At 61.6% G+C, this 16,142-nt stretch carries 12 protein-coding genes; 5 read left to right on the top strand and 7 right to left on the bottom strand.

All coding sequences use genetic code 11. From position 1 onward, the window contains the following. Nucleotides 1–497: 497 nt before the first annotated feature. Together rlmKL and ACEWE8_RS11155 are read left to right on the top strand one after the other, a co-directional pair. Nucleotides 498–2,690: a bifunctional 23S rRNA (guanine(2069)-N(7))-methyltransferase RlmK/23S rRNA (guanine(2445)-N(2))-methyltransferase RlmL gene (gene rlmKL, locus ACEWE8_RS11160; RefSeq protein WP_046786490.1), complete on the top strand. Its 2,193-nt coding sequence runs from the start codon at nt 498–500 to the stop codon at nt 2,688–2,690. A gap of 94 nt (nt 2,691–2,784) precedes the next feature. Next, nucleotides 2,785–5,175 (top strand): diguanylate cyclase, encoded by a 2,391-nt coding sequence (locus ACEWE8_RS11155; protein WP_046786489.1) that lies wholly within the window; start codon nt 2,785–2,787, stop codon nt 5,173–5,175. A 63-nt stretch (nt 5,176–5,238) separates the two neighbouring features. Here the strand turns inward: ACEWE8_RS11155 and dacB are convergent, their stop codons facing one another. Then, entirely contained in the window at nt 5,239–6,702 is a 1,464-nt protein-coding gene (gene dacB / locus ACEWE8_RS11150; RefSeq protein WP_046786488.1) for a D-alanyl-D-alanine carboxypeptidase/D-alanyl-D-alanine-endopeptidase, read from the bottom strand. 187 nt (nt 6,703–6,889) lie between these two features. Between dacB and ACEWE8_RS11145 the strand changes: the two genes are divergently transcribed. Next, the gene (locus ACEWE8_RS11145) at nt 6,890–7,234 is read left to right on the top strand and encodes a YggL family protein (RefSeq protein WP_012313525.1); all 345 of its coding nucleotides are present in this window, start codon (nt 6,890–6,892) and stop codon (nt 7,232–7,234) included. A 39-nt stretch (nt 7,235–7,273) separates the two neighbouring features. On the opposite strand, the gene ACEWE8_RS11140 is transcribed toward ACEWE8_RS11145, so the two are convergent. The 6 genes from ACEWE8_RS11140 to ACEWE8_RS11115 form a co-directional block, all read right to left on the bottom strand. Beyond that, on the bottom strand, nt 7,274–10,876 hold the full coding sequence (locus ACEWE8_RS11140) for a transporter substrate-binding domain-containing protein (protein WP_046786487.1): 3,603 nt from the start codon (nt 10,874–10,876) through the stop codon (nt 7,274–7,276). 8 nt (nt 10,877–10,884) lie between these two features. Further along, on the bottom strand, nt 10,885–11,505 hold the full coding sequence (locus ACEWE8_RS11135) for a response regulator transcription factor (protein ID WP_046786486.1): 621 nt from the start codon (nt 11,503–11,505) through the stop codon (nt 10,885–10,887). A 279-nt stretch (nt 11,506–11,784) separates the two neighbouring features. Next, nucleotides 11,785–13,116: a deoxyguanosinetriphosphate triphosphohydrolase gene (locus tag ACEWE8_RS11130; RefSeq protein ID WP_046786485.1), complete on the bottom strand. Its 1,332-nt coding sequence runs from the start codon at nt 13,114–13,116 to the stop codon at nt 11,785–11,787. 162 nt (nt 13,117–13,278) lie between these two features. Beyond that, nucleotides 13,279–13,608 carry a hypothetical protein gene (locus ACEWE8_RS11125; RefSeq protein ID WP_046786484.1) on the bottom strand — a complete coding sequence of 110 codons (330 nt, stop codon included), beginning with the start codon at nt 13,606–13,608 and terminating at the stop codon, nt 13,279–13,281. Continuing rightward, on the bottom strand, nt 13,605–13,979 hold the full coding sequence (locus ACEWE8_RS11120) for a phage holin family protein (protein WP_046786483.1): 375 nt from the start codon (nt 13,977–13,979) through the stop codon (nt 13,605–13,607). Before ACEWE8_RS11120 ends, ACEWE8_RS11125 begins: the two co-directional genes overlap by 4 nt. Before the next feature lie 9 nt (nt 13,980–13,988). Then, complete coding sequence (locus tag ACEWE8_RS11115) at nt 13,989–14,303, bottom strand: YqjD family protein (protein WP_012313531.1); 315 nt, start codon at nt 14,301–14,303, stop codon at nt 13,989–13,991. Between the two features lie 313 nt (nt 14,304–14,616). On the opposite strand from ACEWE8_RS11115, the gene ACEWE8_RS11110 reads away from it, so the two are divergent. Both ACEWE8_RS11110 and ACEWE8_RS11105 read left to right on the top strand, forming a co-directional pair. Then, complete coding sequence (locus ACEWE8_RS11110) at nt 14,617–15,825, top strand: ammonium transporter (protein ID WP_046786482.1); 1,209 nt, start codon at nt 14,617–14,619, stop codon at nt 15,823–15,825. 74 nt (nt 15,826–15,899) lie between these two features. Then, entirely contained in the window at nt 15,900–16,139 is a 240-nt protein-coding gene (locus ACEWE8_RS11105) for a glutaredoxin family protein (RefSeq protein ID WP_039603811.1), read from the top strand. Nucleotides 16,140–16,142 lie beyond the last annotated feature (3 nt).

The following is a 16,142-nucleotide window of genomic DNA, read 5'->3' as shown; positions in this document are numbered from 1 at the left end:
TCTGCCGGTTTGCGCCCGCTGCCGGCGTGGCGGGCTGAAAGTGCCACTTCGTTGCGAAGCGGCCTGAGACCAGTTCTAACGAATGCGAGTCACCGAGGGAATGATCGATTTGTCATAAGCACGTAACGTTTCCAAGGGTGAAGGGATAAGTAAATAAATGCGACTCAACCTTGTTTGGCGTTGAGCCCGCTATGGCCGGGGTTTGCTGAACCTTGACGTCATTTCGCCAGCGTTGCGCTGCGATGAAAGAAATATTTGGTAATGCGACGAAGGGTCACATCGACCCTGAAGTCGACAGAAATTTTTTGTACTGCCTGATGATCTAAGCTGTCTCTGCCACTGGCGAGAGCAGATCGATCAGGCGGCCCGGCCCATCAGCTGCTGCATACTGCGCAGATCAAGGCCACTCGGACGCTTGCTGGAAGCGCGTTCGGGCAAACATCGGCGGGGCGATGCGTCGCTTCGTCACTCAAATAGCCCAAGGCTCTGGAATACACATGTCGGACCGTTTCGAACTTTATCTCACCTGCCCCAAAGGCCTGGAAGGCCTGCTTGCCGAAGAGGCCAAGGGCCTGGGCCTTGACGATGTGCGCGAGCACACCTCGGCCATCCGCGGCGCGGCCGACATGGAAACCGCCTACCGCCTGTGCCTCTGGTCGCGTCTGGCCAACCGCGTGCTGCTGGTGCTCAAGCGCTTCAACATGAAAAATGCCGACGACCTTTACGATGGCGTGAACGCTGTCGACTGGGCCGATCACCTGGCGGCCGACGGTACCCTGGCGGTCGAGTTCAGCGGCCATGGCTCGGGCATCGACAACACCCACTTTGGCGCGCTGAAGGTCAAGGATGCCATCGTCGACAAACTGCGCAATCGTGAAGGTCTGCGCCCATCGGTAGAAAAAGTCGACCCGGACGTGCGTGTTCACCTGCGTCTGGACCGGGGCGAGGCGATTCTTTCGCTCGACCTCTCCGGCCACAGCCTGCACCAGCGCGGGTATCGCCTGCAGCAAGGTGCCGCGCCGCTCAAGGAAAACCTGGCCGCGGCGGTGCTGATCCGTGCCGGCTGGCCACGCATCGCCGCCGAGGGTGGCGCCCTGGCCGACCCGATGTGCGGTGTAGGCACCTTCCTGGTCGAAGCGGCGATGATCGCCGCCGATATGGCACCTAACCTCAAGCGCGAGCGCTGGGGCTTCAGCGCCTGGCTTGGCCATGTGCCGGCCACCTGGCGCAAGGTTCACGAAGAGGCTCAGGCCCGTGCACAGGCCGGCCTGGCCAAACCGCCGCTGTGGATTCGCGGCTACGAGGCGGACCCGCGGCTGATCCAGCCGGGGCGCAACAACGTCGAACGCGCAGGCCTGAGTGAGTGGGTCAAGATCTACCAGGGAGAAGTCGCCAGCTTCGAGCCGCGCCCGGATCAGAACCAGAAGGGCCTGGTCATCAGCAACCCGCCCTACGGCGAACGCCTGGGTGACGAAGCCAGCTTGCTGTACCTCTACCAGAACCTCGGCGAGCGCCTGCGCCAGGCGTGCATGGGCTGGGAAGCTGCAGTGTTCACCGGTGCGCCGGAGCTGGGCAAGCGCATGGGCATCCGTAGCCACAAGCAATATGCGTTCTGGAACGGCGCGCTGCCGTGCAAGCTGCTGCTGTTCAAGGTGCAGCCTGACCAGTTCGTCACCGGTGAACGTCGCGAGGCCCAGGCCGATAGCGGTGATACCCGCCGACCGCTGCCGGTAGCCAGTGAGCCTGCACGCCTGTCCGAAGGCGCTCAGATGTTCGCCAACCGCCTGCACAAGAACCTCAAGCAACTGGGCAAGTGGGCCCGCAAGGAACAGATCGGCTGCTACCGCGTATACGATGCCGATATGCCTGAATATGCCTTGGCGGTCGACCTCTATCAGGATTGGGTACACGTACAGGAGTACGCTGCGCCGCGCTCGATCGACCCGGAAAAGGCCCAGGCGCGCCTGCTCGATGCCTTGTCGGCGATCCCCCAGGCGCTGGGCGTCGACCCGCAGCGCGTGGTGCTCAAGCGCCGTGAGCGGCAGAGCGGCACCCGCCAGTATGAGCGCCAGGCCACCGAAGGGCGCTTCCATGAGGTCAGTGAAGGTGGCGTCAAGCTGCTGGTCAACCTCACCGACTACCTCGACACTGGGCTGTTCCTCGACCACCGCCCAATGCGCATGCGCATTCAGCGCGAGGCGGCCGACAAGCGCTTCCTCAACCTGTTCTGTTACACCGCTACGGCCAGCGTGCATGCCGCCAAGGGCGGTGCGCGCAGTACCACCAGCGTCGACCTGTCCAAGACCTACCTGGACTGGGCGCGGCGTAACCTGTCGCTGAACGGCTTCTCCGAGCGCAACCGCCTGGAGCAGGGTGATGTCATGGCCTGGCTGGAAGCCAATCGCGACACTTACGACCTGATCTTCATCGACCCGCCGACCTTCTCCAACTCCAAACGTATGGAAGGCGTGTTCGACGTGCAGCGTGACCACGTGCAACTGCTCGACCTGGCCATGGCGCGCCTGGCGCCCGGTGGTGTGTTGTACTTCTCCAACAACTTCCGCAAGTTCCAGCTCGACGAGCATCTGGCTGCGCGCTACGTGGTAGAGGAAATCACTGCGCAGACACTGGACCCGGACTTCGCCCGCAACAACCGTATCCACCGCGCCTGGCGCCTGCAATTGCGCTAAAGCGACAGGCAACATTGCGTCGCTAATGGCCAATAGCTATAACTCAGCACAGGGCCATGATTTTCGCAGGACGCTGACGTGACGAGATCGATCTATGTCGAAGTATGGCGTGCGTGCGAAGGTGCTGGGCCTGTGCAGCGAGGCGATGGCTGCCTGGGCAGTGGCATTGGTGGCGTTGGTGGCCGGCAGCTTGCTGTCGATTGCCCTGGCGCTGGCCACGCATGCGTTTTACAAGCAGCAGCTGCGCCAGCGCTTCGAGCTGCTGGCCAGCGAGCGCTATAGCCGTATCGCCGAGCGCTTCGACGACCAGGAACAGCGCCTGGACAGCTTGCGGCGCTTTTTCAGCTTCTCCAACGACATCACTCCACGTGAATTCGACGGCTTCGCCCGCCCCCTGCTGCGGCGCACCCAGGCTTACTCCTGGGCGCCGCGGGTCGAGGGCGCGCAGCGGCGCGACTTCGAGCGCAAGGCCAGTGCCGCCTTGGGGCAGGCCTACCTGATCCGTGACCTGGACGAGCGCGGTAATTGGCACCCGGCGCCGCCGCGTGATCACTACTTCCCGGTGCTTTACACCCAGGCAACCCAGATGCAGGGGCAACCCTACGGGCTGGACCTGCGCGGCCAGGCGGTACGTGACCAGGCCCTGATGCGTGCCTTGGAACCCGGCAGCATGGCAGTGTCCGCGCCGCTGGACATGATAAGTGTGGCACCGGGCTACGCCCGCGGGCTGTTGATGGTAGCGCCGGTGTTCTACAGCGCGCAGGCCGGCAACCCCGCAGGGTATGTCATGGCGCTGCTGAACGTGCGGCAACTGATCACGGACGGCTTGCCGGCCATTGCCCAGGACAACCTGGTGGTGCGGATCGTCGATCCAAGTGGGCGCAATGGCCATGAGCTGTTGTTCGACTCGCAGAACCCGGCCGCGCCGTTGGCGTTGGTCAGCACGCAGCTGTTGCACCTGGCCGACCATCATTTCCAGCTTGATATCCGCCCAAGCCAGGTGTTCATGCAGGCCAACCGCTCCTCTGCGGCGCTGGCGGTGGGCTTGCTCGGTGGCCTGCTAAGCCTGTTGCTCAGTGCCTTGCTGTACAACCTGTTCAGCCAGCGGCAACGTGCGCTCAAGCTGGTGGAGCAGCGCACCGCTGAGTTGCGCGTCAGTGAGCAGTCGTTGCGCGAGACGCATAATCAGCTGCGCAGTGTGCTCGATGCCGCTACCCAGGTCGCTATCATCGCGACCAGCCTGAAGGGTGTGGTCAGTACCTTCAATGCCGGTGCCGAACGCATGCTTGGCTACGCGGCCAGCGAAGCGGTCGGGAAACTGCAACTGGAAGACTTGCTTCTGCCAGAGGAGCTCAGCCTTCGCGCCCATGCCTTGGGCCTGCGCTACGGGCGCCACATCGATGGTGGCCAGGCGATGTTCGCCGAGACCATACAAGAGGGTGGCGCGCAGCCAGGCGAGTGGACTTTGGTGCGCAAGGATGGCAGCCAGTTGTTGGCCAACATGCTGGTGACCGCGGTGCTTGACGAGCAGGGGCTATGGGTAGGTTACCTGGCGATTTGCATCGATGTCACCGAGCGCCGTCGAGTGCACGAGGCGTTGGCAATGCGTGATCGGCTGCTGGAGAAGCTCAGTGCCGAGGTGCCGGGCGGCATTTATCAGTATCGCCTCGACGCTAATGGCAATTCGTGTTTCCCCTATGCCAGTCAGGGCCTGTTCGATATCTACGAGGTCGACCTGCAGTTGCTGCGCGAGGACGCCACAGTGGTGTTCGAGCGCATCCATGCCGATGACCTGGAGCGCGTTCAGCGCTCCGTGCGCTACTCGGCCGAACACCTGTCCCCTTGGCGTGAAGAGTACCGTGTGTGCCTGCCCAGGGCCGGGTTGCGCTGGGTGCGCGGGGAGGCGACGCCGGAAGTCGGTGAAGACGGTTGCACGCTTTGGCATGGCTACCTGACCGATATTTCCGACCTCAAGGGCGTGGAGGAGGACTTGCGGACCTTATCGGTGACCGATGCCCTGACCGGTATCCACAACCGCCGCTACTTCCAGGAGCGGCTGAAGGCCGAACTGGACCGCGCCCAGCGTGATGATCAGGAACTGGCAGTGATCATGCTCGACATCGACCATTTCAAGAGGATCAACGACCAGTACGGTCATGCCGTGGGGGATCATGTGTTGCGCAGCCTCTGTCAGCGTATCGGCCAGCGTCTGCGGCGTACGGACGTATTCTGCCGGCTTGGCGGTGAAGAGTTCATGGTGCTTTGCCCTGGTAGCAATGCTGAACAGGCGCGGCTCCTGGCGATGGAGCTGTGGCAAGGGGTGCGCAATGTGCCTGTCGACGGGGTTGGCAAAGTGACTGCAAGCTTTGGCGTGGCCGGATGGCGCCCGGGGGAGGGGGCCGATGCCTTGTTGCTGCGGGCTGATGCCGGCGTCTATGCGGCCAAGCAGGCAGGCAGGGACCGTGTCGAGGCAGAGTTGAGCTGAGCGGGCAGTGCGGGCCTCATCGCCGGCTTGCCGGCGATGAAGTTGGTATTTGCCCAAGTCAGATCATGGGTTGACGCCTACCGTCCGGTTAGCGGCTTTGGGCTGGCGATACAGGTCCAGCAGTACCTGGTCGAGTACCTGCGATGCTCCCCAGGGTTTCGGGTCGTTGAGAATCGCCGCCACTGCCCAGGTATTGCCGTTGCTGTCACGGCTGAAGCCGGCAATGGCGCGTACGGTATTCAGGGTGCCGGTCTTGATGTGGCCTTCACCGGCCAAGGCGGTACGCTTGAGGCGCTTGCGCATGGTGCCGTCCATGCCCACCAACGGCATTGAACTGATGAATTCGGCGGAGTAGGGGCTATTCCACGCCGCCTGCAGCAGTGCGGCCATTTCGCGCGTGCTTACCCGTTCAGCGCGCGACAGGCCAGAGCCGTTTTCCATCACCAGGTGGGGCGCGGTGATACCTTTCTTGGCCATCCACTGGCGAACCACGCGCTGGGCTGCGCGGGCATCGTCGCCATCGGCATCGGTACGGAACTGTGCGCCGAGGCTCAGGAACAGCTGCTGGGCCATCGTGTTGTTGCTGTATTTGTTGATGTCACGGATCACCTCCACCAGGTCGGGCGAGAAGGCCCGTGCCAGCAGGCGAGCGCCCTTGGGTACGTTTTCGATGCGGTCACGGCCCTGAATGCTGCCCCCCAGTTCGTTCCAGATCGCGCGCACGGCACCGGCGGCGTAGGTTGGGTGATCGAGCAGCGCGAGGTACGTCTGCGAGTTGCAGCCATCGCCCAGCTGGCCGCTGACCACGACATTCATGCCATCGGCTTGAGGCACCGGGTTGTAGCGTACATCGCCAGTGCATTTTCTGGAGGCAACTGCCTTGACCTGATTGTCGATGCGAATGCTCGCAATGGGTGGCTCGACGGCGACGGTCACCTTGCCGCCATCGTTGCGGGCGACGAAGCGCAGGGCCTTGAGGTTGACCAGCAAGGAGTCGGGCTTGACCAGGAAGGGCTTGTTCACGTCACCGCCGTCATCATTGAAGTGCGGCAGGTTGGGCTGTACGAAGTGGCTGCGGTCCAGCACCAGGTCACCGGTAATGGTGCGAACGCCGTTGGCGCGCAGGTCACGCATCAGCAGCCATAGCTTCTCCATGTTCAGCTTCGGGTCACCGCCGCCCTTGAGGTACAGGTTGCCGTTGAGCACGCCGTTGCTCAGGGTGCCATCGGTGTAGAACTCGGTCTTCCACTGGAAAGTCGGGCCGAGCAGTTCGAGGGCTGCATAGGTGGTGACCAGCTTCATGGTCGAGGCCGGGTTGACCGAGACATCAGCGTTGAACACGGTCGGCGTGCCGGGGCCATTGAGCGGCAGCATCACCAGCGACAGTGCTGTGTCCTGCAGTTTGCTGGCTTTGAGCGCCTGCTGAACCTTGGGGGGCAGCGTGGTGTTGACGGCTGCGGCCTGGCTGGGCAGGGCGAACGGCAGGAGCATGCCGGCGAGAACGAGGGGGCGGAGCGATTTGATCATATGAGATTCATACCCTGCGGACGAGGGAAAAAGACATAGGGGCTGTATGAGATGATCGCCCCTCTACGAAATATAGTGCGCATTATGCCCCAAGCGCCGCGCTCATGCGCCACGTTCGACGGAAAAGCGCCGTTGTACTGCGGAAACTGTTAAAGTGCCGCGCGTTATTAATCAAGAGGATTGTTTCATGGCTACCAACCGTTCCCGTCGTCTGCGCAAGAAGCTGTGCGTTGATGAATTCCAGGAGCTGGGTTTTGAATTGAACCTGGGTTTCAAGGAAGACCTGTCCGACGAAGCCATCGATGCCTTCCTCGACGCCTTCCTGGCAGAAGCCATGGACGCCAACGGCCTGGACTATGTCGGTGGTGATGATTTCGGCCTGGTCTGCCTGGCAGAGCGTGGCTCGGTCAGCGAAGAGCAACGCGCCACTGTCGAAGCCTGGCTCAAAGGCCGTAGCGAACTGACCTCCATCGAAGTCAGCCCGCTCTTGGACGCCTGGTATCCGGAAAAGCCGATCAACCCGGCTTCCTGATGCATGGCTGAAGCGGCGCCCGCTCGGGCGGCCGCTTCATCAAGGCTTGGTCAGTTCTCTGGCCAAGGCTTTCTCTACGCGGCGCATGTGCCGTGCCAAAGCCTGTCGCCGCAGTTTCAGCTGTGATGCGGGCAACCCGCTTTGTTCAAGGGCCTCACAGGCCGCCATCAAGTGCTGCGCTTCCAGCATCCGCGCCGCGCTGAGGATCTTGTGTGCCTGCTCGCCGACGGCCTCGGGTTCGACGTCAGGGTCCAGGCCCATGAGCGTTGCCAGGTCCTGCTGCAGGCTCATCAGCAAGGCCTTGAGAAACAGTTCACGGTCGTTGGGGTTGTCGCCAACGATACTGTTCAGACCTTTGATATTGAACGGTACCTTCGTTGCGGCCTGCTCCCGTTTGGGAGCGATATTCGCCAGGCGTTGGCTGAGTGTGCGCAGGCTGATGGGTTTGAGCAGGCAGTCGTCCATGCCGACACTGAGGCATTTTTGCCTGACTTCGGGCTGGGCGTTGGCGGTATAGCCCAGGATCACGCAGTGAGGGCGCCCGTTCTGGCGTTCTTCTGCGCGCACGGCGGCCGCGAGCTGATAGCCGTTCATGTGCGGCATGTTGCAATCGAGGACGATCACGTCGAATTGCCCTTCACGCCATTTTTCCAGGCCTTCGCGGCCATCGCTGGCAGTGGCCTGGCTCAGGCCCAGGTACCCCAGCTGTTGCGCCATCAGCATCAGGTTGGCCGGGTGGTCGTCGATCACCAGCACCTTCAACCGGGCATCGGGTACATCCATGTCATCGGCTTCCAGCACCTGCGGCGGCAGTGCGTCGACACGTTGCAGCGGTACGCTGAAGCGAACCTGCGTGCCGAAATCCGGCACGCTCTTGATACTCAGGCTTGCGCCCATCATTTCGCACAGGCTACGGCAGATGGCCAAGCCCAGGCCCGTGCCTGCGCGAGCCCCTTGGCTATGCGGGTTGGCCTGAACGAAGGGGTTGAACAGGCGTTGCAGGTCATCGTCGTGAATGCCAATGCCGGTGTCACGCACTTCCAGGTCAAGGCTTGGGGGCGCTGACGGGGCTTCTTCGCGCAGGCTGAGGCTGATGCGCACCTGGCCCTGCCCGGTGAACTTGATGGCATTGCTGATCAGGTTGGACAGGATCTGCTTGAAACGCAGTGGGTCGAGCAGGACGTGGCAGCGTGCGCTGGAGTCGATGACGACGTCGAAGGCCAGGCCTTTTTGCCGTGCCTGGCCATCGAACACGCGGCTCACCGATTCGACCAGCGCCGCAAGGTCGACAGGCTCGGGCGCAAGGGACAGGTGGCCGGACTCGATACGCACGATATCCAGGATGTCACCGATCAGGCCCAGCAGGTCCTTTGCCGAATGGTGGGCGACTTCCAGCGAGGTGCGATCGATCTGCCCTTGATGGGCACGCTTGACCGCCAGTTCGAGCATGCCGATGACCGCGTTCATCGGGGTGCGAATCTCATGGCTGATAGTAGCCAGGAAGGTACTCTTGGCGCGGTTGGCATCATCAGCCAGTTGCTTGGCCTCGCGCAGCTCCTGCACCAGCTTGCGCCGCTCGCTGATGTCGATCCAGCCACCGATGATGCCCTGGACTTCACCGAGTGAATCACGGTACGGCAGTATCCAGTGGTAGATCGTGATTTCGCGATCCTTGAGCCGCAAGGGGCGGTCGATGATCAGCGGAACCCCGGCCGCCATCACCTGCAGATAATCGGCATGGATCTGCCGGGTACTTTCCGAACCCGCGAACAGGCTGTCTTCCAGGCGCCTGCCTATGACCTCGTCGTGGGTCGCCTGCACCGCTTCCAGATAACTGGCATTGCAGCTTTGCAGGCAGCCCGCCCTGTCCCGCACGTACATGGGGTGCGGGGTGCCATTGAGCAGTGCGCCCATGAACTCCAGCTGATCGTTCAGGGCGCGCTCGGCGTGCTGGCGCTGTTTGATCTGGCGGCGCAACCGGGCGTTCCACAGCAGCGCCGCCAGCAGGAGCAAAGCGGTCCCCAGCAACACTTTCAAGGCAAGGCGCCTGAAGCCTAGCCAATTGCTGTCATCATGCTGGCTGTAACCACTCCAGCGGTTGTTGATCACCCCCAGTTCTTCCGGCGAAATGCTCAGCAGGGCCTTGTCCAGAATCGATGCCAACTCTGTTGCCTGCGCCGAGGTGGCCATGGCGAAGCTCGCAGGATCGGTACCGACCGTGCTGCGGATGACCAGTTTGGCGTTACCTGCTATGGCGTGGTTGGCATCGATCAAGGTCGTGATGACGGCATCGACTGCGCCACTGCTCAACAGTGCCATGGAATAGTAGGGGCTTTCGGTCTCGATCCAGCCGGTCTGCGGATACCGGGTTGCCAGCAGTTCGGACATCTCGCTGTAGCGGGTAATGGCGATGCGCCGGCCCTGCAGTTGTTCCAATGAGGTGTACTGGGGCGTTTCGGTGCGTGTCACCAGCACATAGGTGCTTTCCAGGTAAGGTCGGCTGAGGTGCAAGTGCTCCTCGCTCATGTCATCCACGGCAAGCGCTGCGATCATGTTCACGCGCCCGTCCTCAAGCCGCGCGATCATCTCGGCAATGCCGTTGGCACGCTGAACGTCGAAGCGCAGCCCTGTGCGCAGGCGGATCAGATCCAGCAGGTCGGCGGTAATCCCGCGGAAATGGCCATTGCCGTCGAAATAGGACAGCGGTGCGGCCGTCTCGTCGATAGCCACCTGCATCACAGGATGGCGGCGCAACCACTGCTCCTCTTCGGTCGTGAGCTGCAGCTTCCGGTCGCTCAACAGCAGGTCGCTGCCGGCACTCCAGCGTTTGAAGATGCTGGCGCGCACGGCGGCTGGCTGGCGCTCCAGGGCCAGGTTCACCAGGTCCTTGAGATGGGTATCCTGGGCGCGCATTGCAAAACTGAAACCGACGCTCTCATGTTTGCCGAAGCTTGCCATGCGCAGGCGCGGCAGGTGACCGCGGTTGAGCTGATAGTGAGTGGATATGGTATCGCCGATGAACACGTCAGCCTGCCCGAACGCGACGGCATTGAGGGCTTGGGAAGACGAGCCGAAGGCCAGCAGTTCGGCTTGGGGATATAAAGTGCTGACTTCTTCTCGGGGCAGGTAGTGATACAACATGCCCAGACGCATGCCGTCCATGCCGCGATTGAGCGTGCGGCGTTCGTCTTCGCGGGTCACCAGCACCGGCTGGTCGACGGCATAAGGGTGCGAAAGCGCCAGGCCTTCGCTCGCTGCTTCATAGCCATTGGCGCTGCCGAGCAAGTCGATATCCCCCTTCTTGAGCGCCTCTACTGCAGCTTGCCGATTGGGATAGCGCAACACTCGAATCGGCACTTGCAGTACCTTGCCGATCAGGCTGGCATATTCGGCGGTGAGTCCTTGATAGTCGCGCCCGCCACTGGTTATGTCGAAGGGCGGGTAATCCGGTGCTGACGTGCCCAGCTTCAGGTATTGCCGGCCCATCAGCCATTCCCTCTGTGGCGCGGTCAGTGGCGGCGTTACCGGTGAGGCAGAGGAGCGGGCAAGAAGGGAATACGGTACCGCCTCAAGCTGAGAAGCCTGCGCTGCGCAGCAGGCCAATGACAGTGCAAGGGCCAGCCAGGCAAGGAGTTGCGCCATTTGACACCTCAGACCAGCGCGTTGCGTTTGGCCATCTCGATAAGGTCGACCAAGGTGTCGACCTGGAGTTTCTGCATCAGGCGCTTCTTGTAAGTGCTGACGGTTTTGTTGCTGAGAAACATGCCTTTGGCAATTTCCTTGTTGCTGCGCCCTTGGGCGAAAAGTTGCAGCACCATCAGTTCACGATCGTTGACCTGCCGGAAAAGCCTGAGATCGGTGTCTGCTGTTTCGTGGCCCGTGTGGATGGCCTGGCTGGGAAAGTAGTTGTATCCGGCCAGTACCGCCTTGATAGCGCTGAGCAGTTCGCTCAGGTCTTCCTGTTTGCATACATAGCCTGCCGCACCTGAGTGCATGCAGCGCACGGCGAACAGCGCAGGCGATTGCGCGGTCAGGATCAGCACCTTCAGCGGCAAGGCCATGGTTTGAAAGCGCGAGAGGACCTCGAGGCCATCAAGCTTGGGGATGCTGATATCCAGAATCACCAGGTCGGGCATTGTTTCGCGGATCATCTGCATGGCGTCCACGCCATTGTCCGATTCGCCTACGACTTTGTAGTTCTGGTTTTCAAGCAGCATACGGACAGCCAGGCGGATGACCGGGTGGTCATCGACAATAAATACGGAGTGCATGTTCAACTTCCCTGCGGCGGATGACGAGGCAGGGGGCACATTAACCCAGTTGCATCTGACATGGGGTGTGAAGTGTGGCGATTAAACGTATATGGGAAATGGCTTACAGCAGAAAGCAATTAGAGCTACGAAGTGTAATGATTTGAATCAGTGTCAAAGGACTCTTGGTAACTTTTTGTTTTGTAAATATTCGTTCTGTTTAACAAGTGGCGGCAGTTGTAGGAAATATCCCTCAATATAATGGGCCGCATGCGCAAAGGCATGCGGCAGTACCCAGGTTCAGGTCGGGCTGGACCGCCCGGTCATCTCGCGGGCCATTTCGCTGGCATAGCTGTCGGTCATGCCGGCGATGAAATCGATCATGCGCAGGTAGGCTTTGTGCAAAGAATCATGCGGGTGTGGGGCGTTGTTACCAATCAGATCGAGTACGCGGCGGCTCTTGAAGGAGGGGGTGCGCCCGCCATGCTGCTCAAGGGCCGCAGCACAGAACGTGTTGAGGAGGATTTCCAGGGTGGTGTAGGCACCGATTTCGTGCAGCGTCTTGCGCTTGTCCTGGAATATCTTGTTGCGTGCCATGTCCTTGGCCTGAAGCACGCAGCGCTTGGCCGGGCCGTGCATGTGCTCGACCAGGTCGCCACTCAACTGCCCGGCAAGCAATGCCTGCTGTTGCTCGACGAAGGCGCTCGCGGCGGCGTTGGTCAGGTGCTCGATGGCTTTGCCACGCAAGATGGCCAGCTTGCGTCGCCGCGAATCTGCAGGGCCAAGCTGGCGATACGTTTCTGGCAAGTCATCGCCCACCAGGTCGAGCAGCAGCGCCTCCACTTCGGCGTACTGCAGCAACTCCATCTCCAGGCCGTCTTCCAGGTCGATCAGGCCGTAGCAGATGTCATCGGCTGCCTCCATCAGGTAGACCAGTGGATGGCGCGCCCAGCGCTGCTCCTCAAGTAACGGCAGGCCGAGCTTGTGCGCGATCTGTTCGAGCAGCGGCAGCTCGCTCTGGTAGCAGCCGAACTTATGCTTCTTGTACCCCAGGGCATCAGCGTGCCGGGCGGTCCAAGGGTATTTGAGATAAGTACCGAGGGTCGCGTAGGTCAGCCGGGTACCGCCGTCGAACTGGTGATACTCAAGCTGGGTGAGCACGCGAAACCCTTGGGCGTTGCCTTCGAAGTTGAGGAAGTCGCCGCGCTCGTCATCTGTCATGTCATCCAGCCAGCCGCGCCCTGCAGCCTGCTGGAACCAGTGGCGGATGGCATCTTCGCCTGAGTGGCCGAACGGCGGGTTGCCGATGTCGTGGGCCAGGCAGGCGGACTGCACGATCATGCCCAGATCACTGGGTTCACACCAGTCTGGCAGGCTGTCGCGCAGCGTTTCGCCGACGCGCATGCCCAATGAGCGCCCTACGCAACTTACCTCGAGGGAATGGGTCAGGCGCGTGTGAATATGATCGTTGCTGGAGACGGGGTGGACCTGGGTCTTGCGCCCCAGGCGGCGGAACGCGCCTGAGAAGATGATCCGGTCGTGGTCTTTGTGGAAGGGGCTGCGCCCCAGTTCATCGGGGCTGTACAGGGCTTTGCCCAGGCGCTCGCGGGTGAGCAGGGTGTGCCAGTCCAAGGCTCGCTCTCCTGTAGGTCGAATGGCGTAGCTTCCGGTGTCGCGCAGGGCTATGCAAGCGGAAAATCGATACCGGCCTGATCGTCGGCAAGCCGTCTCTCACAGGTGCTTGCCACGCTTGAAACGCGTGGGTCACCTGCGAGTGAAGACTCTGGAGGTGGCTCAGGAGCGCCGCGAGCCTTGCAGATACACCTTCAGCAGCGGCAGCAGCGTAGTGCCCAGGCGCACCAGGCGTGACAGGTTGCCGCTGCGCACCCCCTTGCCGGTCAGAAAGCCCAGCGCAACCACCGCACCAATGCCCCATAGGGGAGCGTGTTTGATGCCCAGGCCATCTTGCAATGAGCCGCCCATGCCACGCAGGCGGTGCAGTGGCTGCAGCATTTGCCCGGACTCCTGGCGGATCTGCTGGCGATGCATTTCCATGCGCAGGCGCAGCAGGGCTTTGCGCAGCTCCCGTGGGTTACGCGTATTGGGTAGTTCAGGCAGGCTCATGGCAGCAGGCGCTCCCGGTCCTTGGCGAGTTCTTCGAGGGTGGCGCCAAACGGCGAGGACTCGTCGAATACCGCCGCCCTCAGCCGTAGGCCGCAATACAGCGCAGCCACACCATAAAACACACACAGGCCGATGATCCCTGTCAGGCGGTAGCTGTCCCACAGCAACACCAGCAGCAGGCCCGACAAGGCTGTCAGCAGCAGCAGTGCGAACACCAGCGCGAGGCCAGCGAACAGCAAAAGGCTCAGGGTGCGTCCTTTCTGCTCCTGCAGTTCGATACCGAACAGTTCGATATGGCTGTGCAGCAGCCCCAGTATCGCGGCGCCCAGGCGCCTGCCCGAGGCACCGGTGCCAATGGCGTCATTCTCCATGGAGGCTCCTTAGCGCCGATTGGCCAACAGGCCGATCAGCAGGCCGACACCTGCGGCAATGCCGATGGCCTGCCAAGGGTTTTCCTGAACGTAGTGCTCGGCACTACCCAAGGCCGCCTGGCCACGCTCACGCACCGATTCCTGAGTCAGTTGCAATGTTTCGCGGGCCTGCGTGAGGCGCTCGTGGATCTGCTCACGCAGCTCATCGGCCTGGTCGCCCGCCAGATTGGCGGTGTCGGCCAGAAGCTTCTCGGTATCACGGACCAAAGCCTGGAAGTCCGCCATCAATATCTCTTGTGCAGTCTTTGCCGATTTGCTGGCCATGGTGCTCTCCCTGTGTAGGTGTGTAGGTAATTCGAGTTTCGCTGTGCGCTGAAGGTTCACTTCGTCGCTGGTATGGGCCTTGCTAATGAAGATTGCCACAACGCGGGGCGTAGACCGGAGCGATGCGCCGATACTGGGCGTCGACCCCGGCAGATACCGATAAACCTTAACCCAATCCACGACAAACCCAAGAAAAAACCACGCAGGCTTCGCTCGGTCCACCGTACCCGGGCAATGGGCTGGCACCGATCCGGTGCATGGATGCAGGTTCTTGAACTGTCCTGGTGCCTTTTTTCAGTAGGTCTGCCTTTTCATGGACAACATGCACAGCGCCATGGACTCCCTGGTCCACGGTTCCAACACGCTCTTCATCCTCATGGGCGCCATTCTGGTGCTTGCCATGCACGCGGGCTTCGCGTTTCTCGAAGTGGGCACCGTGCGCCACAAGAACCAGGTCAATGCCTTGTCGAAGATACTCAGCGACTTCGCCATCTCGGCGCTGGTGTACTTCTTCATCGGTTACTGGGTTGCCTATGGTGTGAGTTTTCTGCACCCGGCATCCCAGCTGGCCGCCGACCACGGCTATGCCCTGGTCAAATGCTTTTTCCTGCTGACGTTCGCGGCAGCGATACCGGCAATCATCTCCGGGGGTATCGCCGAGCGTGCGCGGTTCGTGCCTCAGCTGTGTGCCACAGCGTTGATCGTAGCCTTCATTTATCCGTTCTTCGAGGGCGTGGTATGGAATGGCAACTTCGGCGCACAGGCATGGCTGCAGGCGCGTTTTGGTGCGCCTTTCCATGACTTTGCAGGGTCTGTGGTGGTGCATGCGATGGGCGGCTGGCTGGCACTGGTGGCAGTGCTGCTGCTGGGTGCACGGCGTGGGCGGTACCGTGATGGTCGGCTGGTGGCCTTCGCTCCGTCGAGCATTCCGTTCCTGGCACTGGGCTCGTGGATCCTGATCATCGGCTGGTTCGGCTTCAATGTCATGAGCGCGCAGACCTTGCAAGGCGTCAGTGGCCTGGTGGCGATCAATTCGCTGCTGGCCATGGTAGGCGGCACCCTGGCAGCGTTGTTGGCCGGGCGTAACGACCCTGGATTTTTGCACAACGGGCCGCTGGCGGGCCTGGTGGCGATCTGTGCAGGTTCGGACCTGATGCATCCGATCGGTGCACTGGCTACTGGCCTGGTGGCCGGTGTTCTGTTCGTGTGGAGCTTCACCGCCGCGCAAAACCGCTGGAAGATCGACGATGTGCTGGGCGTGTGGCCATTGCATGGGCTATGCGGCCTATGGGGCGGGATAGCCTGTGGCATCTTCGGCCAGGCAAGCCTTGGCGGTATGGGAGGCGTCAGCCTGACCAGCCAGTTGATCGGGAGCCTGGCAGGGGTGCTGATCGCGCTGCTTGGGGGCTTTGTCGTGTACGGGCTGATCCGCGCGGTACTCGGCCTGCGCCTGAGCCATGAACAGGAGTTTCAGGGCGCCGACTTGTCGCTGCACCGCATCGGTGCCACCAGCCAGGATTGAACGAGGTCAGGTGCACATGGGGCGGTAGCGACCTAGAATAGGCTTCTCATCCATGCCAAACCGGGTCCCGCCCCATGCTGCCTGAATGCCAACTCTTCGGCACCGTCGGGTGCCACTTGTGTGAAGTCGCCGAAGCCGTTCTCATGCCTTTCGTCGATCATGGCCTGCTGGTCGAACTGGTCGATATCGCCGAGAGCGAGGCGCTGTTCGAGCGTTACGGGCTTATCATTCCCGTGCTGCGTCGTTGCGATACCTCGGCCGAACTGCACTGGCCGTTCGATCCTGAACAGGTTGTAGCCTTTCTCGCGCAATGACAA

Origin of the sequence: Pseudomonas sp. TR47 (genome assembly GCF_044143025.1) — a bacterium.
Lineage (GTDB): Bacteria > Pseudomonadota > Gammaproteobacteria > Pseudomonadales > Pseudomonadaceae > Aquipseudomonas > Aquipseudomonas putida_E.
This window is presented reverse-complemented; position numbering and strand designations above follow the sequence as displayed.